Below are 26,212 nucleotides of genomic sequence, written 5' to 3' on the forward strand. Positions count from 1 at the left end.
ATAATATCCATCGGAAAAACCGATACAGAGTTTTCTCATGCGCCACTCTCTAGAATCTCTGGCCGCCTTCGCCCAAGTCGCCTCGGAAGGCTCGTTTTCGGCTGCGGCGCGCAAGCTGGGCAAGAGCCAGTCCACCATCAGCGAGACCATCGCCAATCTTGAGGTGGACCTGAACGTCGCGCTGTTCGACCGCAGTCAGCGCCAGCCTTCCCTGACCGCCGCGGGCAAGGTGCTGCTGGGACAGGCCTTGCAGGTGCTGGCCGCCAACGATCGCCTGAACCGCAGCGCCAGCCAGTTGTCGGAAGGCCTGGAACCCCGGCTCACGGTGGTTCTGTCCGATACGTTCCAGTCGCGCACGTTCGAGGCCATGCTGAGCCAGATCGACGCGCGCTACCCGGCGCTGCGCTTCGAGTGCCTGATCGCGGAATACGAGGACGTGGTGGCGCTGGTGCAGCAGGGCCGCGCGCATGTGGGGTTGATGGCGGCGCAGGAAAGCTACCCGCCGGACGTGGCGCACGCGTGCCTGGCCGAACGCTCTGAAATCGTCCTGTGCGTGGGGCGTTCGCATCCGCTGGCCAGCCTGGCATCGGTCACGTCCGATCACTTGAAGACCGAACGCGAATTGCGCCTGAGCACCTACGAACTGGACGACAAGGAAGCCACACCCGCTCACTCGACGTGGTCGGCGCCCGGCTATCTGATGCTGCTGGAAATGGCCAGCCTGGGGTTCGGCTGGACCGAACTGCCGCGTTGGATGATTCAGCGCTTTGGCCGAGACCAGCTCGTGGAGCTGAAGGTGCCGGGTTGGCCGCGCCACATCCATGTCGACGCAGTCTGGTCCACGCGCCGCGCGCTGGGGCCGGCGGGCGCCTGGCTGCTGGAAAGCCTTACGCAGGGATAGCGCGCGCCAGCACCGGCACACCGGGATCGGCCTGCGTCAACGCCAGGCGCGTGATGCTGACCCCGTTGGCGCAGAGCCAGTCGCCCAGCTTCGGGTTGGCCAGCACGTCGAACTCGGCGCGCCGCTGGCGTGCCATGGCGCTGCCCTGCGCGCTGCCCAGCGCCGGATGGCACATGACAAGGTCGCCTTCCCGCGCGTTGAACAGCCAGGTTTGCAAGAGGTGCGCGTACCGGCGCTCGCCACCGTCGAACGCATACACGCCCAGCAGCCGCCGGTTGGTGCGCAACCCGCTTGAGCGGGCCTCGCGCGCCAGCGCCGCCGCCCCCAACGCGCCGATTACGCGCGCCTTCAACGATTCCTTCAGCGGTATGCCGCACTGCACGCCGGGCGCGGTCTGGCGCAGCCAGGGAGCCTGCACGCCAGTCTGCGTTCCATAACGCTGCGCGAGCAGCGCCAGGACGCGCTTGCGGATGCCGGGCAGTTGATGCACGTGCTGGTGTCCATCGACATAGTCGGGCGCGCGGCCGAAGGCGGCTTCGAAGGCGTCGAACTGCCGGGTGATCTGCGCGTCGACCCACGCCGCATGGAGCAGGCCCGCGTATGCCTTCAGGATCAGCGCGCTCAGCGCAGGCATTGGTTCAGCGCCCAGCTCCAGCGTTTCCGACAGATTCAGGTGCAGGCCGATGTCCACATCCAACGCGGCGAGCCGCGGCGCATTGGCCGCGAACGTGGGGCCCAACGTCAGGCAACTGACCGCGCTGACGCGCCGCATGCCGGCCAGCGCAATCATGCCCTCGTCAATGTCCGCATTCATGCCAAAATCATCACCGCACACCACGACGCGTTTGCTCATCGCCGCCTCTCCGTCTTTCTGTCCGCCACATCCCACATGCGCGCCCTCATCCGGCAAATCACCTTTTTCGTCGCCGTCGGTTGCGCCGCCGCGGCAACGCATTGGGCCGTTGCCGTGGGCTGCGTCGAAGCGTTCGGCGCACCGCCGCTGGCGGCCAACCTGATCGGCTGGATGATCGCCTTCGTGGTGTCCTTCAGCGGCCATTACCGGCTCACGTTCCGACATTCGCCCATACCCTGGACCGTAGCGGCCCGTCGTTTCCTTTTCATTTCAGCGATCGGTTTTTTGATCAACGAATCGGCCTACGCCTGGCTGTTGCACGCCACCAACGTGCCGTACGACATACTGCTGGCACTGATCCTCATCGGCCTGGCGTTCGCAACGTTCATCGCGAGCCGGCTGTGGGCGTTCCGGCACAAAGCCGTTCCTTAAGCGCCGCATCCGCCTGCAACAGCCACATTGCATGCCGAGCGCTGGTGGCGATCGGCTTGACCCCGTGCATCGGCGAGTAGACCGCGCCGTCGCCATGGTTACCCCACACCCAGAACCGCGCGCCGTCCGGCGCCGCGCACAGCCGCGCATTGAATTGGTCGGCGCTGACCAGCACCTGCGCGCCGGTGACCGGATCGAACTTCGCGGCGTCGTACAGTTCCTTGCGCCAGTTATCGCGCACCGGCACTTCCGGATTGAGCCAGTCGTCCACGACCCACGTGGGCCGCGGCGCCCGTGCGTATAGCGCCAGATCGAAAGGGTAGGCGTGCAGCGAGACAAAGGTGTCGTCCGGGCGCGCCTCCTGCCGCACCACCTTGGCCAGCGGCGCGGCGCTGCCCCGGACATTGAACGCCGCAATGCCCACGGCGATGACGCAGATTCCGGCTGCGACGGCAGCGCTGATGCGCACCAGGCGCGGCGTTATCCCGCCCGTGTCGGTGCGCCACGCCGCCAGAATGACCTCGGACAGCAAAAAGGCGAGCGGCGCCAGCGCCGGCAGCACATAGCCAATCAGCTTGGAATGCGGCAACGAAAAGAACACCACCACCACGGCGAACCACACCGCCGCCAGACGCCGCAGGCTGCGCGCTGGCCCCTCGGCCCAAAATGCGCGGCGCAGGATGCCGCCGCCCCACAGCGACCACGGCAGGCTCAGGCCGGCCAGGACCGGCAGATAGAACCAGAATGGCTGGGCATTATTGAAGCCGGCGGCGGCGAAGCGCTGGAAATGCTGATAGACGAAGAAGTAGTCGTAAAAACCGGGATACCGCAGTTGCATCAGCACGAACCACGGCGCGGCGATCGCCACGAACACCAGCAGCGCCGGCGGCCAGACCAGCGCCACCAGTCCGCGCCAGCGCCGCTCCCAGACCAGCCAGAGCAGCAGGATGGCGCCCGGCAGCACCAGGCCGATCAGCCCCTTGGCCAACACCGCCAGCGCGGCCAGCGCCGCGGCACCCACGACCATCCCGCGCGCCCCCTCGCCGTGTTCAACGCGTAGCACACCTTCGGCGGCGGCCAGCACGCACAGCGTGATGAGCCCCGCGACAAGCATGTCCAGGTTGGCGAACTGCGCGCCGCCATAGAAGAATGGCATGGTGCAAAGCGCCAGCACGGACAGCGTGGCGGCAAACGGGTCGCGATGGCGGCGCACGAAGGCGTACAACCCGGCGGCGGCAGCCCAAGCGGCCAGCCAGGACGGCACCCGCGCCGCCCACGGGTGCGCGCCGAACACCGTGAACGACAGCTCGGTCAGCCAGTAGAACAGCGGCGGCTTGTGAAAGTACGGCATGCCATCCAGCAGCGGCACGGCATGCGAGCCGCTGCGCAGCATGTCCCATGCCACCCCGGCATAGCGCCCCTCGTCGGGCAGGGTCAGCGGACGTATCCACGCCAGCCAGGCCAGCCAGATGCCGACGGCCAGCAGAAATCGTCCTGCCGGCGGGGTCCATTCGGAGCGCGCCGGTTTGATGGGGTCCGCCATCATCAGCCCTGCGCCTTACCTGCGGGACGGCCGCGGCTGCGCCGCACGACGAACAGCGGCCGGCCTTTCACCTCGTCGAAGATTCTGGCCACGTATTCGCCCACCACGCCCAGCGAAATCAGATTGACGCCAGCAAAGAACAGCACCGCCGTTACGATGGTCGTCCACCCGGAGACGGCGTTGCCGGACATCAGGTAGCTGCCCACGAGGAACGCGGCATAGGCCAGCGCCAGCACGGCAAACACCACCCCCACCAGGCTGACCATGCGCAGCGGCCACGTCGTGAACGCGGTCAGGCCGTCCAGCGCCAGCCGAAAGAGGCGCATCCCGCTGTAGGTGCTGGTCCCGTGCATGCGCTCGTCCGGCGTGTAGGGCACGGCCTCGCCCTTGAACCCGACCCAGGCATACAAGCCCTTCATGAAGCGCGTGCGCTCAGGCAGCGCGATCAGTGCGTCGACCACGCTGCGGTCCATCAGCCGGAAGTCGCCTGCATGCGCCGGCACCTGCACGCCGCGGGCGTTGCTAAGCAGTTGGTAGAACCAGCGCGCACCCGAACGCTTGAGCCAGGATTCATCGGCGCGATCACGCCGCACGGCGTACACCATCTCGGCCCCGGCGGACCATCGCGCCAGCATCAGCTCGATCAAGGCGGGCGGATGCTGCAGGTCGGCATCCAGGCAGACGACCACGTTGCCGCTGGCGGCTTCCAGGCCCGCGCTCAGCGCGGCTTCCTTGCCGAAATTGCGGGACAACTGCACGTGGCGGAAGCCCTCGTGCTCGGTCCATTCCGCCATCAGCGCGTCGGTGCCATCCGTGCTGCCGTCGTCGGCCACGATGATCTCCCAGCTTGTGCACAGCGCGGAGAGCCGGTTGCGCAGCAGCGGGAGCAGCACCCGCAGGTTCTCGCATTCGTTCAGGCACGGAATCACGCAGGTGACCCGGATGTCATACGGCACGTCGGCCGCCTGCGGCGGCCACACGGACCTCAGTGGCAGAGATTTGGCCAGCACTTGCGGTGCTGGCGGATCGGACCGGAACTGGATGTGCATAAGGTTCTGAAAAGGCGGCATGCGGGACACGATGCGGTGCAGTATGCGCAGGGCCTCGTCGAATTTTCATGAAATGCCGGCGCGGGCCCGGCCGCTAAAATGGCGGCCACCTCCAATCTTCGGGGTTGCCATGCAATACCAAGTCCGTCCCATGCTGGCCAGCGATGTGGACGCGATCCTCCAGGCCCAGACCCTCGCCTATCCGCAGTTCCTGCTGGAAGGCGCCAGCTTTTTCCTGAACCGCCTCGCGCTTGCGCCGCGGTACTGCTGGGTCGCCCAACCGGACTCGCCAATGGCTTCTGGCGCCCTGCTGGGCTATCTGATTTCCTATCCGTGGGATGCGGGCCTGCCTCCCGCCCTGGATGTGCCGCTCTCCGCGCTGCCGGCGCGGGCCGACCACTGGTTTCTGCATGACTGCGCGGTCGTGCCGGCGGCGCAGGGCATGGGCGTAGGCCAGGCACTGGTGGGCGCCGCCGCAGCAAGCGCCATGGACAACGGTCTGACATGCGCCAGCCTGGTGTCTCTGGCATCGGCGGCAGGCTATTGGATGCGTCATGGCTATGCGCCGCTTGCCCCGCAGGCGCCCGGCCTGGCCGAAAAACTGTCTGGCTACGGCGAGGGCGCCAGTTACATGTCGCGCGCCTTTCCCTTCCCGGCGGCACGCCCGTTGCGCCCCTGACGGCGCCCCCCTCCCCGTGTACACGCGCACGGGGCTGGACGTAAGATAGCTTCGCAGTCCGCAAGCGATGCGGCGGCAAGTGGCCTGAACAGCGGGCTTGAACAGCGGGTTTGAACAGCTTGTCTTGCTGCGCCCCGGCGGGGCGCGAAGGTTCATATGATCTCCCTTTCGCCCGTCCAATCCCTACTCGCCTGCTGCCTCGTGCTCGTCATCGGACGAGTCATGACCACGCGCATCGGCGTCCTGGCGCGGTACAGCATTCCGGATCCCATCGTGGGCGGGCTACTGTTCGCGGTGGTGGCCTACCTGCTGTCGACGTGGGGCGGCGTTGCTGTCTCGCTCGAGACCAGCATCAAGCCGACGCTGCTGCTGCTGTTCTTCGGCTGCATCGGGCTGACCGCCAACCTGAAGCTGCTGGCGCGCGGCGGCCCGCGCCTTATCGCCTTTCTGCTTGCGCTGATCCCGTTTCTGGTCCTGCAGAACGCCGTGGGGTTGGGCATGGCGTGGTTGCTGGATATGCACCCGCTCATGGGCCTGCTCGGCGGCACGATCACGCTGGTGGGCGGTCACGGCACCGGCGCGGCCTATGCGACGCGCTTTGCCGACTTCAACAACATTCAGGACGTGATGCCGCTGGCCATGACGGCGGCGACGCTGGGACTGGTGCTGGGCGGCGTGGTGGGCGGCCCCGTGGCGGAATGGATCATGCGCCGCCACAAGGTGTCGGGCAGCCTCGACCACACCGCGGCCGAAGGCCACCAGGCCGTCGACCTGAACGACGATCACCAGCCGCCCACGGCCGGATCGTTCATCCTGTCCATGACCGCCGCGTTCGTCTGCCTGGTCGTCGGGGGCCTCCTGGCGGCGCTGGTGGAAGATGCCCCGGTCAGCCTGCCCAACTTCCTGTGGTGCCTTGCCACCGGCGTGCTCATCCGCAATGCCGGCCCGCTGGTGGGCATCCGGCTGGATGATCGCGCAACCGACATCATCGGCACGATTTCCCTGTCGTTGTTCCTGGGCATGACGATGATGACGCTGGACCTGTCCAGCGTCGCGCGCCTGGCCGGTCCGCTCGCGCTGATGCTGGCGGTGCAGACGCTGGTCTGCGCGCTGTATGCCTCCTGGGTGGTGTTCCGGCTGCTCAAGCGCGACTACGAGGCCGCCATCATGTCCGCCGCGTTCTGCGGCTTTGCGCTGGGCGCCACCGCCACCGCCATCGCCAACATGCAGGCGCTCACGCGCCGCCATGGCCCGGCGCCGGAAGCGTTCATCGTGGTGCCCGTCACCGGCGCTTTCCTGGTGGACATCCTGAACGTGATCGTCCTGAGCTCGCTGATCTCCTTGCCGTTCGTGGGAGGGATGTAGCCATGTTCAAAAGATTCTTGATCGTCCTGCTGTGCGCGATGCTGGCCGCATGCGGCCGCGCGCCCGATGCCGACGCCCTGCGCGCGGACGTCACGCGCAGCCTGAACGCCACGTATGGGCAGGATCTGTTCCGCATCGCAGATCTCAAGCGCATGGGATCGGCCACGGACAGCACCGCCCCGGCCGGCGAAACCCGGCGCGTCGTGTATTACGACGTCGACCTGGAACTGACCCGCGACATTTCGCTGGGCGCGTGGGACCAACCCGGCGCGGCGTCGCTGGTGACGCTGCTGGGCGCCGGTCCGCGCAGCATCAGCGGCGTGAAGTCCGGAGGCAACAAGGCCGGCGACCGCATCATTGCCCATGCCAGCGCCATTTACCGCGAAGACGACGGCGCCTGGAAGCTGGTGACGCCCGCGGGATTCAAGGCGGCCGAGGCGCCCTCGCTGGATACTGGCGCGCCGCCGCCCGTTACGCGCCAGCTACTCGACACGCTAGACCAGATCACCCACTCGGTAACCTACAGCGCGTCCAGCACGGCCCAGCACGTCGTCCAGCAGGAACTGGAACGCTCGGTCGCGCGCATCAACGGCCGGCTGTCCCGGTTGCAGCAGGGTTACCCGCTGGCCGGCGGCCCGGACCGCGGCGAGTACCTGGCCTTTGCCCGCGCGCTGGGCGATGTGGCGCGCGCGCGCCAGATCCGGGTGTCGCCGCTTATCACCGGAGGCGGGGCCGACAACATCGCCTTGCTGCGTGGCGGCGACGCCGTGGTGGCCCTGGCGCAGGCCGATACCGCGCGGATGGCCTACGAGGGCACGGGTCCCTTCGCGGGACAAGGGCCGTTTCCCGGCCTGCGCGCGCTGGGCAGCCTGTACCCGGAAATGGTCCATATCGTCGTGCGCGACGATCCCGCGATTCGCGGTGTGCGGGACCTCAAGGGCAAGACGATCGCGCTGGGTCCCGAAGGGTCGGCCGTGCGCGCCACGCTGCAAACCGTGCTGGCGGCGCACGGTCTGCAGGCCGGGCGCGATTACAAGGTGTCGGATACGCCGTTCGTTGCCGCCCTGCCGCTGCTCCAGTCCAGGGCGGTCGATGCCGCCGCCCAGGTGATCGGGGTGCCTGCCACGCCGCTGCGCGACGCGCTGATTCCCGCGCAGCTCAAACTGCTGCCGCTCGATGCCGAGGCGATCAAGACTCTCACGTCCGGCGACAGCGTGCTGATGCCGCTGGACATCGCAGCCGGCACCTATCCCAATCAGCAGGAACGCATCCCCTCCGTGGGCGTGGCGGCCCTGATGCTGACCACCACCGACCTCACGCGCGACGAAGCGCTTGTCGTGGTGCGCGCGGTCTACCAGGCCGGCCAGGACCTGCTGGCAGCCGGTTCGACGCAGGGCTCGCAGGTGTCGGCGGCCACCGCCCGGCTCGGCCTGAGCGTGCCGCTGCACGACGGCGCCGAGGAAGGCATTGCCCAACTGGAGCTTGCCAAACCGCGCTGAGGCGCGTTGCGTCTATGATGGCGCTCCCTATCAGGAATTCCGATGAACAAATTCGATCTTCAAAAGAACCAGGCCCTCAAGCTGGCCGGCCAACTCAAGCAATCGGCGACGCCCGACCGCTTTGGCGCCTCGTCCCAAGTGCCCGACCGCCGCGAGCAGCGCAAGCTGGATCAGGCCGCCGGCCTGGTGCCCTTCCCGCTGAAGCTGTCGCAGGCGCAGGCCGACAAGCTGCGCGCCGCCGCCGCCGAACGCGGCGTGTCGACCAACGACCTCGTGGCCGAGGCGCTTGAGAAAGCGCTGGGCGCATAAGCGCGATGCACATCTGGGTCGACGCGGACGCCTGTCCCGCCGTCATCAAGGACATCCTGTTCCGCGCCGCGCAGCGCTGGCAGGTGCCTCTGACGCTGGTGGCCAACCAGGGGCTCTACACGCCGCCGTCGCCGCTGATCCGGGCCGTGCAGGTGCCGCGCGGCTTTGACGTGGCCGACGCGCACATCGTGGAGCGGGCGGAAAAGGGCGACCTGGTCATCACCGGCGACATTCCGCTGGCCGCGCAGGTGCTGGAAAAAGGCGCACAGGCGCTCAATCCCCGCGGCGAACGCTATTCGCCGGAAACCATCCGCGAACGGCTGGCGATGCGGGACATGATGGAAGAACTGCGCGCCAGCGGCGTGGACACGGGCGGTCCGTCGTCGTTCAGCCAGTCCGACCGCAAGGCGTTCGCGAACCAGCTCGACACCCTGCTCGCGCGGGTGGCCCGCCAGCAGGCGCAGAAAAGCTAGAAACCGCCGGCAGGGCCCGCGGTCAGTTATCAGCGTCAGTAGAAGGTGATATATGCCTTGTAGATGATCGCGCCGATCGCGGTGACAAGGCCCAGGCCCATCAGGGTCATGCCGAGATTGCGGTCACGAAACCCGAAGCCGATCAACATGAGCGCCACGCCGGTGCAGATGATGATGAGCATGGTGTTGGTATGCGGACCCATGGCCTTCTCCTGTTTTGCTCGGCAGTGATTCGCCGATTTATCGATGATAGGCAGGCGTGCAACACGGCTCGTCGCAACCGGCAGCAGCCAGGTTGCGGCAGATCAGAAGAAGAGTAATGAATCGAAAACAAAAAAGCCAACCGATGAAGGTTGGCTTTTTGCGTGTTGCCTGACTAGTGTTGCCTGGCTACTTACTGCCCGAAAAACAAAACCGATATCGCTGAATTACTGCTGCATTACTTCCGCGACCCAAGCCTTGTCTTTTGGGGCACTTCGAAGGCTGTTAAGCCTGAGAAGGTCTTTGGTGGGTAGTACTGGGTTCGAACCAGTGACCCCTGCCGTGTGAAGGCAGTGCTCTACCACTGAGCTAACCACCCCGAAAGAGGCGAAATAATAGCACGAAAATTTAAACGTGCGCAAGTCGCCCCTGAATAACTTTCAGGCGGCCGCCGCAACCGGCGCATCGAGCTTGCGCCAGATGCTCTCGCCGCCGACGCTCTTGTCCAGCGCGGCCACGTAAGCCTCGTGCTCGGCCAGTTCTTCGGCGCTGGCGTACAGCACCGGCAGCCCCGAGGCGTCAAACTTGGCCAGCACCAGGCCGTCGCTGCCGGTACCCGCGTTGTCGTCCACGTCGATCAGCAGCGCGTCCTGGCCGCGCGTCATCGCCAGCCAGACTTCGGCCAGGAGCTGCGAGTCGAGCAATGCGCCGTGCAGCGTGCGATGCGCATTCGAGATGCCGAAGCGGTCGCACAGCGCGTCCAGTGAATTGCGCTTGCCGGGGAACATCGACCGGGCATGCATCAGCGAGTCGGTGACGGTCTCGCAGAACTCGGTGATGGGACCGCGGCCCGTCTTCGCGAGTTCGGCATTGAAGAACTTCACGTCGAACGCGGCGTTGTGCGCGATCAGCTCGGCGCCCTGGATGAACTTGACGAATTCGTCCGCGACCTCTGAAAAGCGCGGCTTGTCCGACAGGAACTCGGTGGTCAGCCCGTGCACCGCCAGCGCCTCGGGATCGCTGTCGCGGTCCGGATTCAGGTAGATGTGCAGGTTGTTGCCCGTCGCCATCCGGTTGACGAGCTCCACGCAGCCGATTTCGACGATGCGATGACCCTGTGCAGGGTCCAGTCCGGTGGTTTCTGTGTCAAAGATGATCTGGCGCATAACGATTCCGACGCGTCTAGTCCGACGCTTCTATTCCAACGGGTCGATTCCGAAAGGTTTATTCCGACGGGTCTATTCCGAAGTTTGGGGCTGCGAGGCCGGCGGTGTGTGCGGTTGGTGCGCTTCGCTGCCGGACTTGCCTGGCTTCTTGCGTGCGGTGGCAATCAGCGTATAGGCCACCGGCACGACGAACAAGGTCAGTAGTGTACCCAGCAACAGCCCGCCGACCAGAACCCAGCCGATCTGCTGGCGCGATTCCGCCCCCGCGCCCGTGGACAGCGCCAGAGGGACGGTGCCCAGCACCATGGCGCCCGTCGTCATCAGAATGGGCCGCAGGCGCAGCACGCTGGCTTCGATCACGGCCTCGAACAGTTCCCTGCCCTCGTCGCGCAACTGGTTCGTGAATTCCACGATCAGGATGCCGTGCTTGGTGATCAGGCCGACCAACGTGATGAGCCCGATCTGGCTGTAGATGGACAGCGTGCCGCCCGTCAGCCAGAGCGCCAGCAATGCGCCCGTCATGGACAGCGGCACCGACAGCATGATGATGAACGGATTGCGCCAGCTTTCGAACTGCGCGGCCAGCACCAGATAAATGAACGCCAGCGCCATCGCAAAGACCAGATAGATGCTGCCCGACGAGTCGCGGAACTCCCGCGACTGGCCGTCCAGGTCGGTGATGATCGTGTTGGGCAGGACCTCGCGCGCCACCTGGTGCATGTGCTCAAGCACTTCGCCCAGCGCGTAGCCCGGTGCGACGGCCGCATCGATCTTCACGGCACGCAGACGGTTGAAGTGGTTGAGCGACTGCGGCGACACGCCTTCGTGCACGCCCAGCAGGTTGTCCAACTGGACCATGCTGCCGTCACGCGCACGCACATAGATGCCCGAGATGTCGGTGGGATTGGCGCGGTCGCGCGGCGTCACCTGCACGATCACGTCGTACTGCTCGCCTTCGTCCTTGTAGCGGGTGACCTGGCGGCCGCCCAGCATGGACTCCAGCGTGCGGCCCACGACGTCCACGTTGGCGCCCACGTCGGCCATCTTGTCGCGGTCTACGCGCACGCGCAGCTCCGGCGTGTTCAGGCGCAGGTCGGTGTCCAGGTTCAGCAGGCCCGGATACTTGCGCAGCTCGGTCAGGAAAATCTCGGTCAGCCTCGACAGCTCTTCGTACGAGGCCTGGCTCATGATGATGAATTCCACCGGCTTGGACCGGGCCGATTGGCCCAGCGACGGCGGATTGGTCGGGAAGGCGCGCACGCCCGGCAACGACGCGAACTGCGGCTGCAATTGCTGCGTGATGGCCTGCTGCTTGCGCTCGCGTTCTTCCCAGGGCTTCAGGCGCAGGATCGCGGTGCCGTCCGTGACCGTCGGAAAGCCCACCGTGACCTGGCTGCCGCTGGCTTCGGGGATGTCGGCATAGAACTTCTCGATGCCCAGCATGCTGTCCAGCGTGTAGTTCAGCGTAGCGCCCTCGGGCGAGTTCACGATGCCGAACACCACGCCCCGGTCCTCGACCGGCGCCAACTCGCTCTTGACCACCTTGAACAGCACACCGCTGCCCGCAGCCACGGCCAGCCCGATCACCACGACGATCCAGCGGTGCCGCAGCGACGCGCCCAGCAGGCGGCGATAGCCGTTGCTCATGCCGTTCAGCCAGCCTTCGATCAGGTTGTACCAGCGGCTATGGCTGGTCTCGTGCCGCAGCAGCACGGAACACATCATGGGTGTGAGCGTCAGCGCCACGAAGCCCGACACCAGCACCGCGCCGGCCAGCGCCAGCGCGAATTCAATGAACAGCCGGCCCGTGCGCCCCGTGGCGAACGCCAGCGGCGCATACACGGTGACGAGCGTCATGGTCATGGCGACCACCGCGAAGCCGATTTCCTTCGACCCCCGCAATGCCGCTTCCTTGCGCGGCATGCCGTCCTCGATGTGCCGGTAGATGTTCTCCAGGACCACGATCGCGTCGTCCACCACCAGGCCGATCGCCAGCACCATGGCCAGCAGCGTCAGCGTGTTGATGGAAAAGCCGAACAGGTACATCAGCGCGCATGCGCCCACCAGCGACACCGGGATGGTGACGATGGGAATGATGCTGGCGCGCAGGTTGCGCAGGAAGAAGAAGATCACCAGCACCACCAGCACGATGGCTTCAACGATGGTGTGGAACACGGAATCGATGGACCGCTCGATGAACACCGACGAGTCGTACGCGATGTTCAGCTTCATGCCGGCGGGCAGCGTCTCGTTCAGCCGGGCGACTTCCTGGCGGGCCGCCTTGGACAGTTCCAATGGGTTGGCCGTGGACTGCCGGGTGACGCCGATGTTTATGGCGGGCTTGCCATTGAAGCGGGACAGGATGCGGTCATTGGCGGCGGCGATCTCGACCTTGGCCACGTCGCGCATCCGCACCGGATAGCCCTTCACGTTGGCGACGATCACGTCCTCAAACTGGGCCGGAGTCTGCAGATCGGTCGCGGACACCACCGAGAATTCCCGCGCACGCGATTCGATGCGCCCGGCCGGAATCTCCACGTTCTGGCTGCGCAGCGCGGCTTCGACGTCCTGCACCGTCAGGCCGTAGGCGGCCAGCTTGTCGCGGTCGACGTAGATGCGCATGGACGGCAGCCGCTCGCCAAAGACGCGCACCTCCGCCGCCCCCGGCAGCACCGACAGGCGGGTCTTGATGTAGCGGTTGATGTAATCGGACGTCTGGATGGCCGAGAACGATCCGGATTCCACCGCGATGTAGATGATGGGCTGGGAATCCGCCTCGACCTTGCCGATGATGGGCTCGTCGATCTCGTCCGGCAGAAAGCGCCGCGCGCGCGAGACCTTGTCGCGGACTTCGGCCGCCGCGGCGTCCGGGTCGCGCGTCAGGTTGAACTTGATGTTGATCTGGCTGCGCTCGGACCGGCTGCGCGAAGTCATCACGTTCACGCCTTCGATGCCGGCCAACTGGTCTTCCAGCGGCTTGGTCACCTGCGATTCGATCACCTCGGGCGAGGCGCCCTTGTACGTGGTGTCGACCGACACGATGGGTTCGTCGATCTTGGGGTATTCGCGCACCGTCAGGCGCGAATACGAGATCAGGCCGATCAGCACGATGATCAGCGACAGGACCGACGCGAACACCGGGCGCTTGATACAGGTTTCCGAGATACGCATGGTGCTATCGCTGAAAGGGTAAGGGGCCGGCTATTGGCCGTTGCCCACAATGGTCACGGGCGCGCCATCGGTCACGCGCTGCAGGCCCGAGACCACCAGCTGGTCGTTCAGGGCGACGCCGGTCAGGATCTCGACACGGCCCTCGCGGCGCTCGCCGATGGTGACTTCGCGCCGGTGCGCCACGCCGTTCTCGACTCGGTAAACGTACTGCGTTTCGCCCGACGGCGATAGCGCGGCTTCCGGCGCGACCAGCGCCTTGTCCTGGTTGAACAGCAGTTGCACGCGGGCGAACATGCCGGGCCGCAGCACGCCGTCCTGGTTGGCGACGGTGGCGCGCAGCAGGATGGACCGTCCGCCCGCGTCGACCAGCGGGCTTACCGCGTACACGAGCCCTCGGCGCTCCTGGCCGGGCAACGCGTCCAGGCGCAGCGTCAGTTGCTGGCCGACCCGCACCTTGCTCAAGTACATCTCGGGCACGCGGAAATCCACCTTGAGCGGATCGATCGCCTCGAGCGGCGCCAGGTCCTGGCCCTGATTCACGTAGTCGCCCACCGACACGCTGCGCAGGCCGACGATGCCCGCGAACGGCGCGGTGATCGTCATCTTGTCGAGCCGGGCCTGGGCCAGCGCCACGGCGGCCTCCTGCACCTTCAGCGTGCTGGCCGACTCGTCGCGGGCCTGCTGGCTGACGAAGCCTTTGCCCTGCAGCTCGACGGCGCGTCGGTAATGGCTTTGCGCCAGCGTCAGGTTCGCGCGCGCCTGCGCGAGTTCAGCGCGCGGCACCGAGTCGTCCAGGCGGATGAGCAACTGGCCCTGCTTGACGGGCTGCCCTTCCTTGAAGTCAATGGCCTGGATGCGCCCGGCAACTTCCGGGCGTAGGACGACGGATTCATCGGACCGCAGGCTGCCCACGGCCGACAGGCCACGCGCAAAGGGAATTTCCTGGACGGCGGCCACGGCGACGCGGGACGGCGCGGCGGGCGCGGTTTGAGGTTTGGCGTTGACCGGGACGGGAGTGGCGGACGGCGCCAGCCAGCGCGGCACAAACACGCCGAGCGCGGCCCCCGCGGCCAACCCTGCCGCGACGGCGGCCAGCAGTACAGCTTTTTTCATGCGCGAAAGTGGCGGTGTTGCGGCGCGGACCGGGCATGCCCCACTCGGACGTCGCCGCAGGAACTGGAGGAAGGGTTGGCACTTTAGCACCCGGATTTACATACTGGAACAATCCTGAAGCGCGATGAAAGAACTAAATCTGCCCTAGTGGGCCGATTTGAGGGTATATCCCGATGCCCGACGGGGCGACCGATCCGGTTCAGGCGCGACGGGCGACCTCGACGCCCATGTTGGCAAGCTGGTCCGCGCGCTCGTTGCCCGGGTCCCCCGCGTGGCCGCGCACCCAGCGCCACGAGACCTGGTGGCGCTGCACCTGTTCGTCCAGCGCCTGCCAGAGCTCGGCATTCTTGACGGGCTTTTTCTCGGCGGTGATCCATCCGCGCCGTTTCCAGTTGACCAGCCACTCGGTCATGCCCTTCATGACATATTGCGAGTCGGTGTGGATGGTGACGACGCACGGGCGCTTGAGCGCGCGCAGGCCTTCGATGACCGCCAGCAGCTCCATCCGGTTGTTGGTGGTCTGGAGTTCGCCGCCATGCAGCGTCTTTTCGTGCGCGCCGGCACGCATGAGCACGCCCCAGCCGCCAGGACCTGGATTGCCCTTGCAGGCGCCGTCGGTCCACATTTCCACTTTCTGATCGTTCGCTTTGGTGTCCTGCATGGTGCTGCGTGCGTGTCCTTGTTCTTGCAAAGTGAGGCCGGCCCGGCCGTTCAGGAGGGGTCGAAGCCGTCGTCCGCCTGGCGGTTGACCACCACCGAGGCCGCGCGTGCGCGCTTGGGTTTGGTCTTCCAGGCAGGCCCGATGATACGCATGCCGGTCACGCGCTTGACCGCCGACACCATGTAAACCGCGCCGCCCAGGCTCCACCAGCGGGCGCCGGCGGACTCCAGGAAGCTCCAGCGCTGGAGCCATTTTTCGCTGCGGCAGGCCGGCGCGTAGCAGCCGAACTGGCTTTCATCGACCTCCAGCGACAGCAGCTTGAACCAGTCCTTGAGCCGCACCAGCGATACCTGGGACGACGGCGGCTGCGGCAGCCAGGGCTCCATGCCGGGCATGCGGGTGCGCGCGCCCCACATGCTCCAGGGATTGAACCCGGAAATGACGACGCGGCCCTCCGGCACCAGCACGCGCTCGACTTCGCGCAGCACGTTGTGGGGCTCGGGGGTCAGTTCGAAGGCGTGCGGCAGGATCAGGAGGTCGACGCTTTGGGATTCGAATGGCAGGGCCTCGGGCTGCGCGACGACCACGCGCGACTGCCAGCCGGGCATGTTTTCCGGTGTAGGGGTCTCGGTGCCCACATAGCCCTTGAACGGCATGCGGTTCGCCCGCAACAGGTTCAGGTCGGCAAGGCCGACCTGCCAGGCGTAATATCCGAAGACATCCGCGACGGCCGCGTCGAACTGGGCCCGCTCCCACGCCAGCACGTACTGGCCCGGCGGCGTCTGGAACCATTCGGCCAGTTCTACAATCGGCGGAGTTTCTTCTGCCACGTTTTTTCCTTCGAATCCCATGCAAGCCTTGACCGCCCCCGCAGGCGGCCGCGAACGCAACGCCGCGGTCTTGCCTTTGCCAGCCTTTTCCGACAACTACATCTGGGCGATCGTCCGCGACGGCCAGGCGGCTGTCGTGGACCCCGGCGAAGCCGGACCCGTATTGCAGTTTCTGGATCAGCAAGGCTTGAAGCTGCGCGCCATTCTACTCACGCACCACCACGGCGACCATGTGGGCGGCGTGCTCGAATTGTCCCGCATCGAGGGCATCACCGTATATGGTCCGGCGCGCGAAAAGCTGCCGCGTTGCGACGTCCGTCTGGCCGAAGGCGACCGCGTGACGCTGCCGGAACTGGACGTGGACCTCACCGTGCTGGACGTCCCGGGGCACACCGCCGGGCACATCGCCTATGCCGGCCGCGCGGCTGGCGTCGAGCACGCACTGTTCTGTGGCGACACGCTTTTCGCGGGCGGCTGTGGCCGGCTTTTCGAGGGCACTCCAGCGCAAATGTTTGATTCCTTGGAAAAATTTTCCGCTTTACCCCCGGATACAAAAGTTTTTTGCGCACACGAGTACACTCTAGCGAACCTTCGCTGGGCATCGGCCGTCGAACCGGCCAACCGCGACCTGCAAACGTGGCACCTGCGGGCCCAGCAATTACGCGCGGATGGTCACCCCACGCTTCCTTCGACCATCGGTCAGGAACGCGCGACCAATCCGTTCTTGCGCACGCAGCAGCCCGACGTCGTTCAGGCCGCCGCAGGCTGGGCCGGACGCCACCAGAATACGCCGGTAGAGGTTTTTGCCTCCCTTCGCGAATGGAAGAACGACTTCAAGTGACCACCTGATGAATCTATCCCGACTCCTTCTGCCGCTCATGCTGGCAGTCCTCGCCGGTTGCGCAGGAACCAAAGCTCCCGATAGCAAGAACCTCACCACCAATTCCCAAGGCCGATACATCGCCCGGGACACTTCCCGCACGATCGACCTGACCAACCCGCCGGCCGACGCCTGGGACCGCATCCGCCGCGGTTTCGCGATCCCCAACCTGAACACCGATCTCTCCAAGCAGTGGACCGACTACTACGCGTCCCACCCGGAAGCGGTGCAGCGCATGGCGGAACGCGCAGGCAAATACCTGTATTTCATCGTCGACGAGATCAACCGCCGCGGCCTGCCGACCGAGCTGGCACTGCTGCCCTTCGTCGAAAGCGCGTACAACCCGACGGCGTTGTCGCGCGCGCAGGCCTCGGGCCTGTGGCAGTTCGTGCCGGCCACGGGCCAGCACTTCAACCTGAAGCAGGATTGGTGGCGCGACGAGCGCCGCGATCCCATCGCCTCGACCAACGCGGCGCTGGACTACCTGGAAAAGCTGTTTGAAATGCAGGGCGACTGGTACCTCGCCCTGGCCTCGTACAACTGGGGCGAAGGCTCGGTGCAGCGTGCCATGGCCAAGAACGAGGCCGCCGGCCAGAACACCGACTACCTGTCGCTGAACATGCCGGACGAGACCCGCAACTACGTGCCCAAGCTGCAGGCCATCAAGAACATCATTGCGGATCCGCAGCGCTACGCCGTGGCCTTGCCGCCCGTGGGCAACACGCCGTATTTCGTGACGGTGCAGAAGAACAGCGACATCGACCTCGAAATCGCCGCCAAGCTGGCCGAAATGCCGCTGGACGAATTCAAGGCCCTGAACCCGTCCTTCAACCGCCCGGTCATCCGCGGCGACCACGGCCCCACCCTGCTGCTGCCGGCCGACCGCGTCGAAATCTTCAACGCCAACCTCACCAATTACAAGGGCGACCTGTCCGCCTGGAAGGTCTACCATTCGCGCCGTGGCGAGTCCTACGCGGCCATCGCCAAGCGCTTTGGCGTGTCCGAGGCCTCGCTGCGCGAGACCAACGACATCAGCCGCCGCCAGAAGTCCGCGAACGGCCAGGCGCTGCTGGTGCCGGGCGACCCCGGCACGGGCGGCGTGCAGATCGCATCGCTGGCCCCGCCGGTGGGCGCGCTGGACGCGGCGCCGCAAGACAGCAAGGCCGCCGCGCCGCGAGGCCGCGCCGCGCAGGCGCCCGCCGCCCGCGTCGCCAGCGCCCGTCCCAACGTGCGCAGCCACAAGGTCCGCCAGGGCGACACCCTGTTCTCGCTGGCCAAGCAATACGGCACCACGGTCGACGCGCTGCGCGCGCTCAACAACATCAAGGGCAGCGCCCTGAAGATCGGCACGCAGCTTCGCGTGCCGGGTACGAACGCGCGCGGCTGATAGCCGCCACACTCGACGCGGCACCCCGGCGCGGCGCCCCGCACGGGGGCCGCGCCGTCTTGCCCGCTGGCCCGCCAAATTCCCTAAAATAGGCGGCCTCCAGAAGGGAAAAAATTTCAAGGACACATCTATGGGCTTTCTCGCCGGCAAGCGCATCCTGGTTACCGGGGTGCTTTCCAACCGTTCCATCGCCTACGGCATCGCGCGCGCCTGTCATCAGCAAGGCGCCGAGCTCGCGTTCACGTACGTGGGCGATCGCTTCAAAGACCGCGTGAGCGAATTCGCCGCCGACTTCGGCAGCAACATCGTGCTGCCCTGCGATGTGGCCGAAGACAGCCAGATCGACGGCGCCTTTGCCGAGCTGGCCAAGCACTGGGACGGCCTGGATGGCCTGGTCCACTCCATTGGCTTTGCCCCGCGCGAAGCCATTGCCGGCAACTTCCTGGACGGCCTGTCGCGCGAAGGCTTTCGCATCGCCCACGACATCTCCGCCTACAGCTTTGCCGCCATGGCCAAGGCCGCACTGCCCCTGATGGAAGGCCGCAACGGTTCCGTGCTGACGCTGACGTACCTGGGCGCCGAGCGCGTGGTCCCCAACTACAACACGATGGGCCTGGCCAAGGCGTCGCTTGAAGCCAGCGTGCGCTACCTGGCCACGGCGCTGGGCCCGCGCGGCATCCGCGCCAACGGCATCTCCGCCGGGCCGATCAAAACCCTGGCCGCCAGCGGCATCAAGGACTTCTCGGCCATCCTGAAGTTCGTGGAAAGCCAGGCCCCCCTGCGCCGCAACATCACCATCGAAGACGTCGGCAACGTCGCGGCCTTCATGTTGTCGGACCTGGCTGCCGGCGTGACCGGCGAGATCACCCACGTGGACGGCGGTTTCTCGACCATCGTTCCGGGCATGGAAGAGTAAGACTTCCTCGGGCGGGGCCTGGCGCCCCGCGCTCTCAGTCCTGCCGCACGATCAGCGTGGACACCTGCACGTCCACTGCGGTCATCAGCTTGTGGATCGGGCACTTCTCGGCCACTGCCAGCAATTCGTCGATCTGCGCATCGGACAGCTCGCCGTGCAGCGTCAGCTTGGCGGTCAAACGGTAGATGCCTCGGCGTTCCTCGCTGGCATCGCGCACCACTTCCACCCCCACCGATTCCAGCGGCAGGCCCTTGCGCTGCGCGTAGACCATCAGGGTCATCGCCTTGCAGCCGCCCAGCGCGGTATCGAAGTAATCATGCGGATCCGGCCCCTCGCCTTGCGGCTTCGGCATGTCCAGCGGCAGGTCGTGACCTTCGGCCGTTGCGGTGAATTGCAGGGTCTGGGGCGCATTCTGGCGCACGCGGATGCTCATGGATCGGTTCTCCTGTGTTGGGACTGCCAGGGACAGCCTGGATGATCGGGCTGGGCCTGCTTAAGACGGCCGGCCGGCGACAAGGACGTTTGTAGCACTTGCCGCAGCCTTGCGGGGCCGGATCGTCCGCCTGACGGATAGCTGAACTTACTTCCGCGGCCGTGGTCCGATATCCCTGACCGAACGTTTTACAGGAGGCCGCATGAGCGCCCGGCAATTACTCGATCAACTGTTGCAGTCCGGACAAGGCCTGCTTTCCGACACCACGAACCGCGTCCAGAACGCCACCGGCGGCAAGGGTTCGTCCCTGCTGTCCGGCTTGGGCGGCGGGGCCCTGGGGGCTGGCGCCCTCGGCCTCTTGATGGGCAGCAAGAAGGCCCGCAAGATCGGCGGCAAGGTCGCCATGTACGGCGGCATGGCCGCGCTGGGCGCTTTGGCGTATCGCGCCTACGGCGACTGGCAGCGCAAGCAGGCGGGCGCGCCCACTGCCCCGCCCCAGACGCTGGACCGCTTGCCCGCCCCCGAGGCCGAACAGCACAGCAACGCCGTCCTCACCGCCATGATCGGCGCGGCCAAGGCCGACGGCCACATCGGCCCCGAGGAAAAAGCCCTGCTGGAAACGGAACTGGCCAAGCTGTCGTCCGACGCCCAGGACCGCCGCTGGCTGGAAGCCGAGCTGTCACGCCCGCTGGATCCCAGCGTGATCGCCCAGTCGGCCAAGACGCCCGAAATGGCGGCGGAAATGTACCTGGCCAGCCTGCTCGTCGTGGACGAGGAAAGCTACATGGAACGTGCCTACCTGGACGAGCTGGCGCGTCAGCTCAAGCTCGAACCGGGCTTGAAGGAGCAACTGGAGCAGCACGCCAAGGCTGCTGCCTGATCGCAGAAGCCGAAATTGCGGCCGAACACGCGGCCGCATTTCGTTCAATCCGCGCGCAGACCGCTCGCCTCGGTCAGCGCGGTATAGCGGTCGATATCCGCGCCGATCATCTGCTGAAATTCCTGCGGCGAACTGCTGGCGGGCGTAAAGCCCTGCTCGCGCAGCGCCGCCTGCACATCCGGCCGCCGCACGATCTTCGCCACCGCCGCATTCAGCTTGTCGACCACCGCGGGCGACGTCGCTGCCGGGGTCAAAAGCCCGTGCCACTGATCCAGCGCATAGCCTGACACGCCCTGCTCGGCCACCGTCGGCACCGTGGGCATCAGCGGCGACCGCGCGGGCGACGTCACGGCCAGCGCGCGCAGCTTGCCCGCGGCGATCAGCGGCGCCGCGCTGGAAGCCGTCACCACCCCCACGCCCACCTGCCCTGCCATCACATCGGTCAGCGCCGGGCCACATCCTTTGTACGGCACCTGCTGCATCACCGCGCCCGTCTTGCGCGACAGCATCTCGCCCGCCAGATGCTGAGGCGTGCCGTTGCCGCACGTCGCAAACGCCAGCGGCCTGTCCGGCACGGCGGCGGCCACCGCGTCATCAAGATTGCGCAGGGGCGACGCCGCCGGCACGACAAACACCGAGGGCACGAAGGCCACATTGATGACCGCCGCGAAATCCCGCTTCGGAGAGAAACCCAGGTTGCGATAGACGCCCGGGTTGATCGCGAACGAACTGTTCACCATCAACAGCGTGTAGCCGTCGGGCGGCGACTCGGCCACGATCCGCGCGCCGATGTTGCCGCTGGCTCCAGGCCGGTTCTCCACCACCACCGGTTGCCCCAGCGACTCCTGCAGACTGGCGCCAATGCGGCGGGCAAGCAGATCGGTGCCGCCACCCGGCGGAAACGTCACCACGATCGTGATGGGATGCGACGGATACGACGCATCGCCCGGCGCCTCGCCCGAGGGCGGATTGCCGCAGGCCGTCAGCGACAGCACAAGAAGCGTAAGAGACTTAGGCAGCAGGCGTTTCATGTTGGGGACCAATGAAAAGTCAGGCGTCCAGGCCGATGTCCAGCACCTTGGCGCTGTGCGTCAGCCAGCCCACGGCGATCTGATCCACCCCGGTAGCGGCCACGGCCGCCGCGGTGTCGGGCGTGATGCGACCCGAGGCTTCCGTGATCGCCCGACCCCGCGCCATGGCGACGGCGCGGCGCAGGTCATCCAGGCTCATGTTGTCCAGCAGCACCACGTCCACGCCAAGCGATAGCGCAACTTCCAACTGCTCCAGCGTGTCGACTTCCAGCTCGATCTTCACCATGTGGCCCACGCCGGCGCGCGCACGCTCGACGGCCGTTGCCACGCTGCCGGCCAGCGCGATGTGGTTGTCCTTGATGAGCACCGCGTCGTCCAGCCCATGGCGGTGATTGCTACCGCCGCCCACGCGCACCGCGTACTTCTGCACCGCGCGCAGGCCGGGCATGGTCTTGCGCGTGCACGTGACCCGCGCACCAAAGCCGGCGATGACCCGGGCGATCGAGGCCGTGGCCGTCGCCACGCCGCTCAGGTGGCACAGGAAATTGAGCGCCACGCGCTCCGCGCTGAGCATCGCGCGGGCATTGCCGTGAATGCGTGCGATCTCCATCCCCGGCTCCAGATCACTGCCGTCGCGGCGCGACACCGTGAATGCCAGACCCGGGTCCATCGTGCGGAACGCCAGGCGGGCCAGATCCAATCCCGCCAGCACGCCCTCCTGCCGCGCCACCAGTCGCGTCTCGGCGGTGGCGTCGGCCGGCACGACAGCGTCGGTGGTCAGGTCGCCAGCGCGTCCCAGATCCTCCAGCAAGGCCGCCCGCACGAGCGGCTCCAGCATGACGTCCGGCAGCGGCGGAACGGGAAGGCGATCGGCTGCGAGGGGCTTTGCGGCTTTAATGCTCATTTTGAGTATTTGTAGCGTAAAAAAAGGCGCGCAAGATTTGCGCACCACTTATGCTAAATATGAGTATAAGCCTTGTCAAGCGTCAAACGACGCGCGACAGGGGAAGCTTGCTGCCTGCAATGGCCCGCTCCAGCAGCACATCGCGCCGGAACCGGAACAGCTTGGCGGGACGCCCGGCCGTGCCGGTCGCCATGGCGCCGGTCTCTTCGACCAGATCCTGCTGCTCGATGAAGCGGCGGAAATTCTGCTTGTGCAGCCCCCGTCCCGCCAGCGCCTCGACCGCCATCTGCAACTGCAACAGCGTGAATTCGTCGGGCATCAGCTCAAAAACCACCGGCCGATACTTGATCTTGGCGCGCAGCCGGGCGATTCCGGTGGCCAGGATGCGGCGATGGTCGTGACGCATTGGCTGCCCCGGCACCACCGCCGTCTCGCCGGTGCGCCGCACCGACTCGGGCACCAACCCGGCTTCGAACAGCAGCTCGTAGCGCTGCAGCACCATGTCCTCGTTCCACGCCGCGCCATCCAGCCCGAAGGTGATGGCCGCGCGCTGCTGGCGGCGCGCGCGGACCGATGCGTCCGCGCTGCTTTCGCACCATGCGGTAAGCCGCGGCACGATCACGTCCTCGACGAGCGCCGGCGTGCCCGCGCGCCGGTCCTCCCACGGAAAGTAGCGATACCAGTCCTGCCAGCCGACTTGCGCCACGCCCGTCTCGCCCGCTTCGCGCGTCAGGCCCAGGTAGCTGACAGAGATGACCCGCCCGCCCGACTCGTCGGAACGGTCGCCGTCCGCAAAGGTATACAACTGCTCGACATACCCCAGCGGATGATGGGTCTGCGCCTCCACCCAATCGCGCAGGCCGGCCTGCAGCGACCGGTGCGACAGCTCGAACGGCCCGGCCGGCAACGCCCGCGCATCGTCCGTCGTCAGCACGCGCGGCTCGCCATTGGTTACCGCGACCAGCACGGCAACGAGTTCAGCATGGACGGAGCGTTCGACGGATTCGGTCAAGGTGGGCGTGGGGTATCGAGGATGGACGTTCGGTGGAAACGGCGGCGCGAAGCTCGAGATTATAAGGATGCAGTGTGGCAAGTTTTGATGCCCGCGTCCTGCAACAGCCCCTTGCAATCGTGACATCCGGATCGCTGTCTGACTTGGGCGGCGGTTCTAAGATGGGTCCATGTCCAGGCGCGGCGCCATCCTGGCCTCGCGCGCAGTCGGAGCAATCGCCATGCTGAAAACCACCCCTGATCCCACCACCGCGTCCAAGGGTGCGGACGAACAAAAGCCCCCGACCGACCCGCGCAAGGGCACCGAGACCCTGCCCATGCCCGACGAAAGCAAAGTCGTGGCAGGCATGCCGCGCCGCGGCCGCGCCATCGCGGAACCCGGCGAACCCGGCGTCATCACGCCCGAGGACGACGTGCTCGATACCTCGTACGACACGCCCAAGACATAAAGCGGCCGTCGTCGCGCGCACACGGATCGCCGGCGTAAAGCCGGCGATTCACATTTCAGCGGGCAACCCCTGGCAACGCGCCGCCAGGATATCCACAAATGCTTCCGTGACAAGGGATGGCGCCGTCTGCGTGGGATAGGCCATGCTGACGCGCACCGGCAGGCGCGGCGTGAAGGGACGGATGGCAAGCTGCCCTGCAAACACCCCCGCGATGTACGGATTGACGATGCCCAGCCCGCTGCCCGCCGCGGCCAGCGCGCAGATCGTCGATGAATAAGTGGTTTCGATTTCGGAAGCGGGCTGGACGCGGTGGTCTTGCATCGCGCCCCGAAGCTGCAAGTACACGTCGTCATCGGCATTCAGCACAAGCAGCCGGCGCGCGTGCAAGTCCATGATGTCCACGGACGCCCGATCGGCCAACGGATGATCCGGCCGCATCACGCACACTGCCGCGCTTTCATGCAGGCTGCGTAGATCGAATTGCATGCCTTCCAGCGGCGCGGTGGTTACCACCAGGTCATACGTGCCATGCAGCAATCCCTCGCGCAGATACTGGCTGCCGACCGTCTGCATGTTGATATGGACGTCCGGATAGCGCTGCGCGAATTCCTCCACCGCGCCGGGCAGCATGCCCAGGCCCAGCGCTGGCGTGCACGCCAGGCGCAGCACCCCGCTGCCGCTGCGCCGCATCGCCGCGACGCGGTCCTCGATGCGCTCCAATCCCACGAAATGCCGCTGGACCGTATCGAAAAGATCCTTCGCTTCCCGAGTCGGCCGCAGGCGCCCGCGCTCCATGTCGAACAGGCGCAGACCCGTCGCCTGTTGCGTCTGCGCCAGCAGACGGCTGACCGAGGGTTGAGTGGTACGCAGCATCTGGGCGGCGCCGGTCGTGGTGCCCGCCAGCATGACGGCATGGAAGGCTTCGATCTGGCGGAAATTCAGCGGTCGGCTCATGGCATTCACAGGGTATGGCAATTCTGCATAGACTATGTGCAAAAAAGAATTTTTTCAAATAGTCGGCGACTCCTACACTGGCTTGGCCAGGTCGCCGCCAGATGCGCCCGCACCGAATCCACTATTTGGGGAAATCATCATGAATCGACGCCGCTGCCTCTTGCAGGCCATGTGCCTGACCTTCGCGGGCGCCGCCTTGCCGCTCGCCGCCCAGGCCCAATCCCACTATCCCGATCGCCCGGTACGCATCATCGTTCCGTTTACCGCGGGCGGCAGCTCCGACATCCAGGGGCGCCTTCTGGCCGAACATCTGGGCAAGCTGTATGGCCAATCGGTCGTCGTCGAAAATCGGCCGGGCGCCGGCGGTCACATCGGCGGCAAATTCGTCGCGGATTCCGGGCCGGACGGCTACACCCTGCTGCTCGGTTCGATCGGTCTGCATGCCACGTACGGCGTGTACAAGTCGCTCAACTACCAGCCCGCCAAGGATCTGAAGCTGATCACCGTCGTGGCCGAGATGCCGCACGTCGTCGTGGCCAACCCCGCGCTGCAGGCCAACACCCTGGCCGAGCTCACCACGCTGGCCAAGGCGCAGCCCGACACGCTGCACTTTGGCTCGGCCGGCGTCGGCTCATCCGTGCACATGGTCGGCGAGCTCTACAAGATGGCCGCGCAGGCGCCGATCGTTCACATCCCGTATCGCGGCAGTTCGGCCGCGACGAACGACCTGCTCGGGGGCCAGATCCAGTTGCTGTTCGAAAACGTGCCAACCACCATCGGCTACATCCAGGCCAACAAGCTGAAGGCATTAGCCATCACCGGCGCCACCCGCTCGCCCGCCCTGCCCGACGTGCCGACCGCGGCGGAAGCCGGCCTGCCCGGCCTGACCGTTACGTCATGGACCACGCTGGCAGCCAGCAAGGACGTGCCCGACGCGCTGATCGAGAAGATCAGCGCCGACCTCAAGCGGATCTACGCCGACCCTGCGTTTCGCAGCGGCCTGGAACGCCTGGGCATGACGCCCGTGGGCAACTCACCCGCTGATGCGCGCGACTTCGTTGAGCGCGAGCGCGCCCGCTGGAACAAGGTCATCGAAACCGAACACATCACTGCTGGTTGAAC

General features: G+C 66.3%; 27 protein-coding genes and 1 tRNA gene. 13 read left to right on the forward strand and 15 right to left on the reverse strand.

Annotation, left to right across the window (positions count from 1 at the left end; all coding sequences use genetic code 11):
• Window positions 1-37 precede the first annotated feature (37 nt).
• Entirely contained in the window at window positions 38-901 is an 864-nt protein-coding gene (locus ASD71_RS13040) for a LysR family transcriptional regulator (protein WP_056564263.1), read from the forward strand.
• On the opposite strand, the gene ASD71_RS13045 is transcribed toward ASD71_RS13040, so the two are convergent.
• Window positions 888-1,754 (reverse strand): ChbG/HpnK family deacetylase, encoded by an 867-nt coding sequence (locus tag ASD71_RS13045; RefSeq protein WP_056564266.1) that lies wholly within the window; start codon window positions 1,752-1,754, stop codon window positions 888-890. The genes ASD71_RS13040 and ASD71_RS13045 overlap by 14 nt on opposite strands.
• Window positions 1,755-1,790: 36 nt before the next feature.
• Between ASD71_RS13045 and ASD71_RS13050 the strand changes: the two genes are divergently transcribed.
• A complete protein-coding gene (locus tag ASD71_RS13050; protein WP_082578887.1) occupies window positions 1,791-2,186 on the forward strand; it encodes a GtrA family protein in 396 nt (131 codons plus the stop codon).
• Here ASD71_RS13050 and ASD71_RS13055 read toward each other — a convergent pair.
• Window positions 2,140-3,729, reverse strand: coding sequence for a glycosyltransferase family 39 protein (locus ASD71_RS13055; protein ID WP_056566872.1), 1,590 nt, complete (start codon window positions 3,727-3,729; stop codon window positions 2,140-2,142). The genes ASD71_RS13050 and ASD71_RS13055 overlap by 47 nt on opposite strands.
• A gap of 2 nt (window positions 3,730-3,731) precedes the next feature.
• Window positions 3,732-4,778, reverse strand: a complete 1,047-nt coding sequence (locus ASD71_RS13060) for a glycosyltransferase family 2 protein (protein ID WP_056564271.1) — start codon at window positions 4,776-4,778, stop codon at window positions 3,732-3,734.
• Between the two features lie 151 nt (window positions 4,779-4,929).
• Here ASD71_RS13060 and ASD71_RS13065 point away from each other — a divergent pair, with 151 nt between their 5' ends.
• From ASD71_RS13065 to ASD71_RS13085, 5 genes are all read left to right on the forward strand, one after another.
• Window positions 4,930-5,457, forward strand: a complete 528-nt coding sequence (locus tag ASD71_RS13065; RefSeq protein ID WP_056564273.1) for a GNAT family N-acetyltransferase — start codon at window positions 4,930-4,932, stop codon at window positions 5,455-5,457.
• Between the two features lie 156 nt (window positions 5,458-5,613).
• A complete protein-coding gene (gene gltS / locus ASD71_RS13070) occupies window positions 5,614-6,822 on the forward strand; it encodes a sodium/glutamate symporter (protein ID WP_056564275.1) in 1,209 nt (402 codons plus the stop codon).
• Between the two features lie 2 nt (window positions 6,823-6,824).
• The gene (locus tag ASD71_RS13075; protein WP_056564279.1) at window positions 6,825-8,321 is read left to right on the forward strand and encodes a TAXI family TRAP transporter solute-binding subunit; all 1,497 of its coding nucleotides are present in this window, start codon (window positions 6,825-6,827) and stop codon (window positions 8,319-8,321) included.
• A gap of 42 nt (window positions 8,322-8,363) precedes the next feature.
• A complete protein-coding gene (locus ASD71_RS13080) occupies window positions 8,364-8,630 on the forward strand; it encodes a hypothetical protein (protein ID WP_056564281.1) in 267 nt (88 codons plus the stop codon).
• Window positions 8,631-8,635: 5 nt separating this feature from the next.
• Window positions 8,636-9,103, forward strand: a complete 468-nt coding sequence (locus tag ASD71_RS13085; protein WP_056564282.1) for a YaiI/YqxD family protein — start codon at window positions 8,636-8,638, stop codon at window positions 9,101-9,103.
• 35 nt (window positions 9,104-9,138) lie between these two features.
• On the opposite strand, the gene ASD71_RS28220 is transcribed toward ASD71_RS13085, so the two are convergent.
• The 7 genes from ASD71_RS28220 to ASD71_RS13115 form a co-directional block, all read right to left on the reverse strand.
• The gene (locus tag ASD71_RS28220) at window positions 9,139-9,306 is read right to left on the reverse strand and encodes a hypothetical protein (protein ID WP_175125403.1); all 168 of its coding nucleotides are present in this window, start codon (window positions 9,304-9,306) and stop codon (window positions 9,139-9,141) included.
• 302 nt (window positions 9,307-9,608) lie between these two features.
• Window positions 9,609-9,683, reverse strand: a tRNA-Val gene (locus tag ASD71_RS13090).
• 61 nt (window positions 9,684-9,744) lie between these two features.
• Window positions 9,745-10,470: a DNA polymerase III subunit epsilon gene (gene dnaQ, locus ASD71_RS13095; RefSeq protein WP_056564283.1), complete on the reverse strand. Its 726-nt coding sequence runs from the start codon at window positions 10,468-10,470 to the stop codon at window positions 9,745-9,747.
• A 72-nt stretch (window positions 10,471-10,542) separates the two neighbouring features.
• Window positions 10,543-13,641: an efflux RND transporter permease subunit gene (locus ASD71_RS13100; RefSeq protein WP_056564286.1), complete on the reverse strand. Its 3,099-nt coding sequence runs from the start codon at window positions 13,639-13,641 to the stop codon at window positions 10,543-10,545.
• A 30-nt stretch (window positions 13,642-13,671) separates the two neighbouring features.
• Window positions 13,672-14,754: an efflux RND transporter periplasmic adaptor subunit gene (locus ASD71_RS13105; protein WP_056564289.1), complete on the reverse strand. Its 1,083-nt coding sequence runs from the start codon at window positions 14,752-14,754 to the stop codon at window positions 13,672-13,674.
• A gap of 199 nt (window positions 14,755-14,953) precedes the next feature.
• Window positions 14,954-15,415 (reverse strand): ribonuclease HI, encoded by a 462-nt coding sequence (gene rnhA, locus ASD71_RS13110; RefSeq protein WP_056564292.1) that lies wholly within the window; start codon window positions 15,413-15,415, stop codon window positions 14,954-14,956.
• A gap of 50 nt (window positions 15,416-15,465) precedes the next feature.
• Complete coding sequence (locus tag ASD71_RS13115; RefSeq protein ID WP_056566875.1) at window positions 15,466-16,245, reverse strand: class I SAM-dependent methyltransferase; 780 nt, start codon at window positions 16,243-16,245, stop codon at window positions 15,466-15,468.
• Between the two features lie 19 nt (window positions 16,246-16,264).
• Between ASD71_RS13115 and gloB the strand changes: the two genes are divergently transcribed.
• From gloB to fabI, 3 genes are all read left to right on the forward strand, one after another.
• Window positions 16,265-17,086, forward strand: coding sequence for a hydroxyacylglutathione hydrolase (gene gloB / locus ASD71_RS13120; protein WP_056564295.1), 822 nt, complete (start codon window positions 16,265-16,267; stop codon window positions 17,084-17,086).
• Window positions 17,087-17,093: 7 nt separating this feature from the next.
• A complete protein-coding gene (locus ASD71_RS13125) occupies window positions 17,094-18,512 on the forward strand; it encodes a transglycosylase SLT domain-containing protein (protein WP_056564301.1) in 1,419 nt (472 codons plus the stop codon).
• 130 nt (window positions 18,513-18,642) lie between these two features.
• Window positions 18,643-19,428 carry an enoyl-ACP reductase FabI gene (gene fabI, locus ASD71_RS13130; RefSeq protein ID WP_056564303.1) on the forward strand — a complete coding sequence of 262 codons (786 nt, stop codon included), beginning with the start codon at window positions 18,643-18,645 and terminating at the stop codon, window positions 19,426-19,428.
• Window positions 19,429-19,462: 34 nt separating this feature from the next.
• On the opposite strand, the gene ASD71_RS13135 is transcribed toward fabI, so the two are convergent.
• The gene (locus tag ASD71_RS13135; protein WP_056564306.1) at window positions 19,463-19,861 is read right to left on the reverse strand and encodes an OsmC family protein; all 399 of its coding nucleotides are present in this window, start codon (window positions 19,859-19,861) and stop codon (window positions 19,463-19,465) included.
• Between the two features lie 202 nt (window positions 19,862-20,063).
• On the opposite strand from ASD71_RS13135, the gene ASD71_RS13140 reads away from it, so the two are divergent.
• Window positions 20,064-20,741, forward strand: coding sequence for a tellurite resistance TerB family protein (locus tag ASD71_RS13140; protein ID WP_056564309.1), 678 nt, complete (start codon window positions 20,064-20,066; stop codon window positions 20,739-20,741).
• A 44-nt stretch (window positions 20,742-20,785) separates the two neighbouring features.
• Here the strand turns inward: ASD71_RS13140 and ASD71_RS13145 are convergent, their stop codons facing one another.
• The 3 genes from ASD71_RS13145 to ASD71_RS13155 form a co-directional block, all read right to left on the reverse strand.
• Window positions 20,786-21,772: a tripartite tricarboxylate transporter substrate binding protein gene (locus ASD71_RS13145; protein ID WP_056564312.1), complete on the reverse strand. Its 987-nt coding sequence runs from the start codon at window positions 21,770-21,772 to the stop codon at window positions 20,786-20,788.
• 19 nt (window positions 21,773-21,791) lie between these two features.
• Window positions 21,792-22,676 (reverse strand): carboxylating nicotinate-nucleotide diphosphorylase, encoded by an 885-nt coding sequence (gene nadC / locus ASD71_RS13150; protein WP_056564315.1) that lies wholly within the window; start codon window positions 22,674-22,676, stop codon window positions 21,792-21,794.
• 82 nt (window positions 22,677-22,758) lie between these two features.
• Window positions 22,759-23,688 (reverse strand): hypothetical protein, encoded by a 930-nt coding sequence (locus ASD71_RS13155; protein WP_056564317.1) that lies wholly within the window; start codon window positions 23,686-23,688, stop codon window positions 22,759-22,761.
• Window positions 23,689-23,908: 220 nt separating this feature from the next.
• Between ASD71_RS13155 and ASD71_RS13160 the strand changes: the two genes are divergently transcribed.
• Entirely contained in the window at window positions 23,909-24,136 is a 228-nt protein-coding gene (locus ASD71_RS13160; RefSeq protein WP_056564320.1) for a hypothetical protein, read from the forward strand.
• 48 nt (window positions 24,137-24,184) lie between these two features.
• Here the strand turns inward: ASD71_RS13160 and ASD71_RS13165 are convergent, their stop codons facing one another.
• Window positions 24,185-25,090, reverse strand: coding sequence for a LysR substrate-binding domain-containing protein (locus ASD71_RS13165; RefSeq protein WP_056564323.1), 906 nt, complete (start codon window positions 25,088-25,090; stop codon window positions 24,185-24,187).
• 139 nt (window positions 25,091-25,229) lie between these two features.
• On the opposite strand from ASD71_RS13165, the gene ASD71_RS13170 reads away from it, so the two are divergent.
• Window positions 25,230-26,210, forward strand: coding sequence for a tripartite tricarboxylate transporter substrate binding protein (locus tag ASD71_RS13170; RefSeq protein ID WP_056564325.1), 981 nt, complete (start codon window positions 25,230-25,232; stop codon window positions 26,208-26,210).
• The last annotated feature ends 2 nt before the right edge of the window (window positions 26,211-26,212 follow it).

It is taken from the genome of Achromobacter sp. Root565 (assembly GCF_001427425.1).
Classification (GTDB): Bacteria; Pseudomonadota; Gammaproteobacteria; order Burkholderiales; family Burkholderiaceae_B; genus Achromobacter; species Achromobacter spanius_D.

What these genes read in the sequence shown, in the direction of transcription:
- ASD71_RS13040 (WP_056564263.1), top strand. Translation starts at nt 38, where the DNA reads ATGCGCCACTCTCTAGAATCTCTGGCCGCCTTCGCCCAAGTCGCCTCG.
- ASD71_RS13045 (WP_056564266.1), bottom strand. Translation starts at nt 1,754, where the DNA reads ATGAGCAAACGCGTCGTGGTGTGCGGTGATGATTTTGGCATGAATGCG.
- ASD71_RS13050 (WP_082578887.1), top strand. Translation starts at nt 1,791, where the DNA reads ATGCGCGCCCTCATCCGGCAAATCACCTTTTTCGTCGCCGTCGGTTGC.
- ASD71_RS13055 (WP_056566872.1), bottom strand. Translation starts at nt 3,729, where the DNA reads ATGGCGGACCCCATCAAACCGGCGCGCTCCGAATGGACCCCGCCGGCA.
- ASD71_RS13060 (WP_056564271.1), bottom strand. Translation starts at nt 4,778, where the DNA reads ATGCACATCCAGTTCCGGTCCGATCCGCCAGCACCGCAAGTGCTGGCC.
- ASD71_RS13065 (WP_056564273.1), top strand. Translation starts at nt 4,930, where the DNA reads ATGCTGGCCAGCGATGTGGACGCGATCCTCCAGGCCCAGACCCTCGCC.
- gltS (WP_056564275.1), top strand. Translation starts at nt 5,614, where the DNA reads ATGATCTCCCTTTCGCCCGTCCAATCCCTACTCGCCTGCTGCCTCGTG.
- ASD71_RS13075 (WP_056564279.1), top strand. Translation starts at nt 6,825, where the DNA reads ATGTTCAAAAGATTCTTGATCGTCCTGCTGTGCGCGATGCTGGCCGCA.
- ASD71_RS13080 (WP_056564281.1), top strand. Translation starts at nt 8,364, where the DNA reads ATGAACAAATTCGATCTTCAAAAGAACCAGGCCCTCAAGCTGGCCGGC.
- ASD71_RS13085 (WP_056564282.1), top strand. Translation starts at nt 8,636, where the DNA reads ATGCACATCTGGGTCGACGCGGACGCCTGTCCCGCCGTCATCAAGGAC.
- ASD71_RS28220 (WP_175125403.1), bottom strand. Translation starts at nt 9,306, where the DNA reads ATGGGTCCGCATACCAACACCATGCTCATCATCATCTGCACCGGCGTG.
- dnaQ (WP_056564283.1), bottom strand. Translation starts at nt 10,470, where the DNA reads ATGCGCCAGATCATCTTTGACACAGAAACCACCGGACTGGACCCTGCA.
- ASD71_RS13100 (WP_056564286.1), bottom strand. Translation starts at nt 13,641, where the DNA reads ATGCGTATCTCGGAAACCTGTATCAAGCGCCCGGTGTTCGCGTCGGTC.
- ASD71_RS13105 (WP_056564289.1), bottom strand. Translation starts at nt 14,754, where the DNA reads ATGAAAAAAGCTGTACTGCTGGCCGCCGTCGCGGCAGGGTTGGCCGCG.
- rnhA (WP_056564292.1), bottom strand. Translation starts at nt 15,415, where the DNA reads ATGCAGGACACCAAAGCGAACGATCAGAAAGTGGAAATGTGGACCGAC.
- gloB (WP_056564295.1), top strand. Translation starts at nt 16,265, where the DNA reads ATGCAAGCCTTGACCGCCCCCGCAGGCGGCCGCGAACGCAACGCCGCG.
- ASD71_RS13125 (WP_056564301.1), top strand. Translation starts at nt 17,094, where the DNA reads ATGAATCTATCCCGACTCCTTCTGCCGCTCATGCTGGCAGTCCTCGCC.
- fabI (WP_056564303.1), top strand. Translation starts at nt 18,643, where the DNA reads ATGGGCTTTCTCGCCGGCAAGCGCATCCTGGTTACCGGGGTGCTTTCC.
- ASD71_RS13135 (WP_056564306.1), bottom strand. Translation starts at nt 19,861, where the DNA reads ATGAGCATCCGCGTGCGCCAGAATGCGCCCCAGACCCTGCAATTCACC.
- ASD71_RS13140 (WP_056564309.1), top strand. Translation starts at nt 20,064, where the DNA reads ATGAGCGCCCGGCAATTACTCGATCAACTGTTGCAGTCCGGACAAGGC.
- ASD71_RS13145 (WP_056564312.1), bottom strand. Translation starts at nt 21,772, where the DNA reads ATGAAACGCCTGCTGCCTAAGTCTCTTACGCTTCTTGTGCTGTCGCTG.
- nadC (WP_056564315.1), bottom strand. Translation starts at nt 22,676, where the DNA reads ATGAGCATTAAAGCCGCAAAGCCCCTCGCAGCCGATCGCCTTCCCGTT.
- ASD71_RS13160 (WP_056564320.1), top strand. Translation starts at nt 23,909, where the DNA reads ATGCTGAAAACCACCCCTGATCCCACCACCGCGTCCAAGGGTGCGGAC.
- ASD71_RS13165 (WP_056564323.1), bottom strand. Translation starts at nt 25,090, where the DNA reads ATGAGCCGACCGCTGAATTTCCGCCAGATCGAAGCCTTCCATGCCGTC.
- ASD71_RS13170 (WP_056564325.1), top strand. Translation starts at nt 25,230, where the DNA reads ATGAATCGACGCCGCTGCCTCTTGCAGGCCATGTGCCTGACCTTCGCG.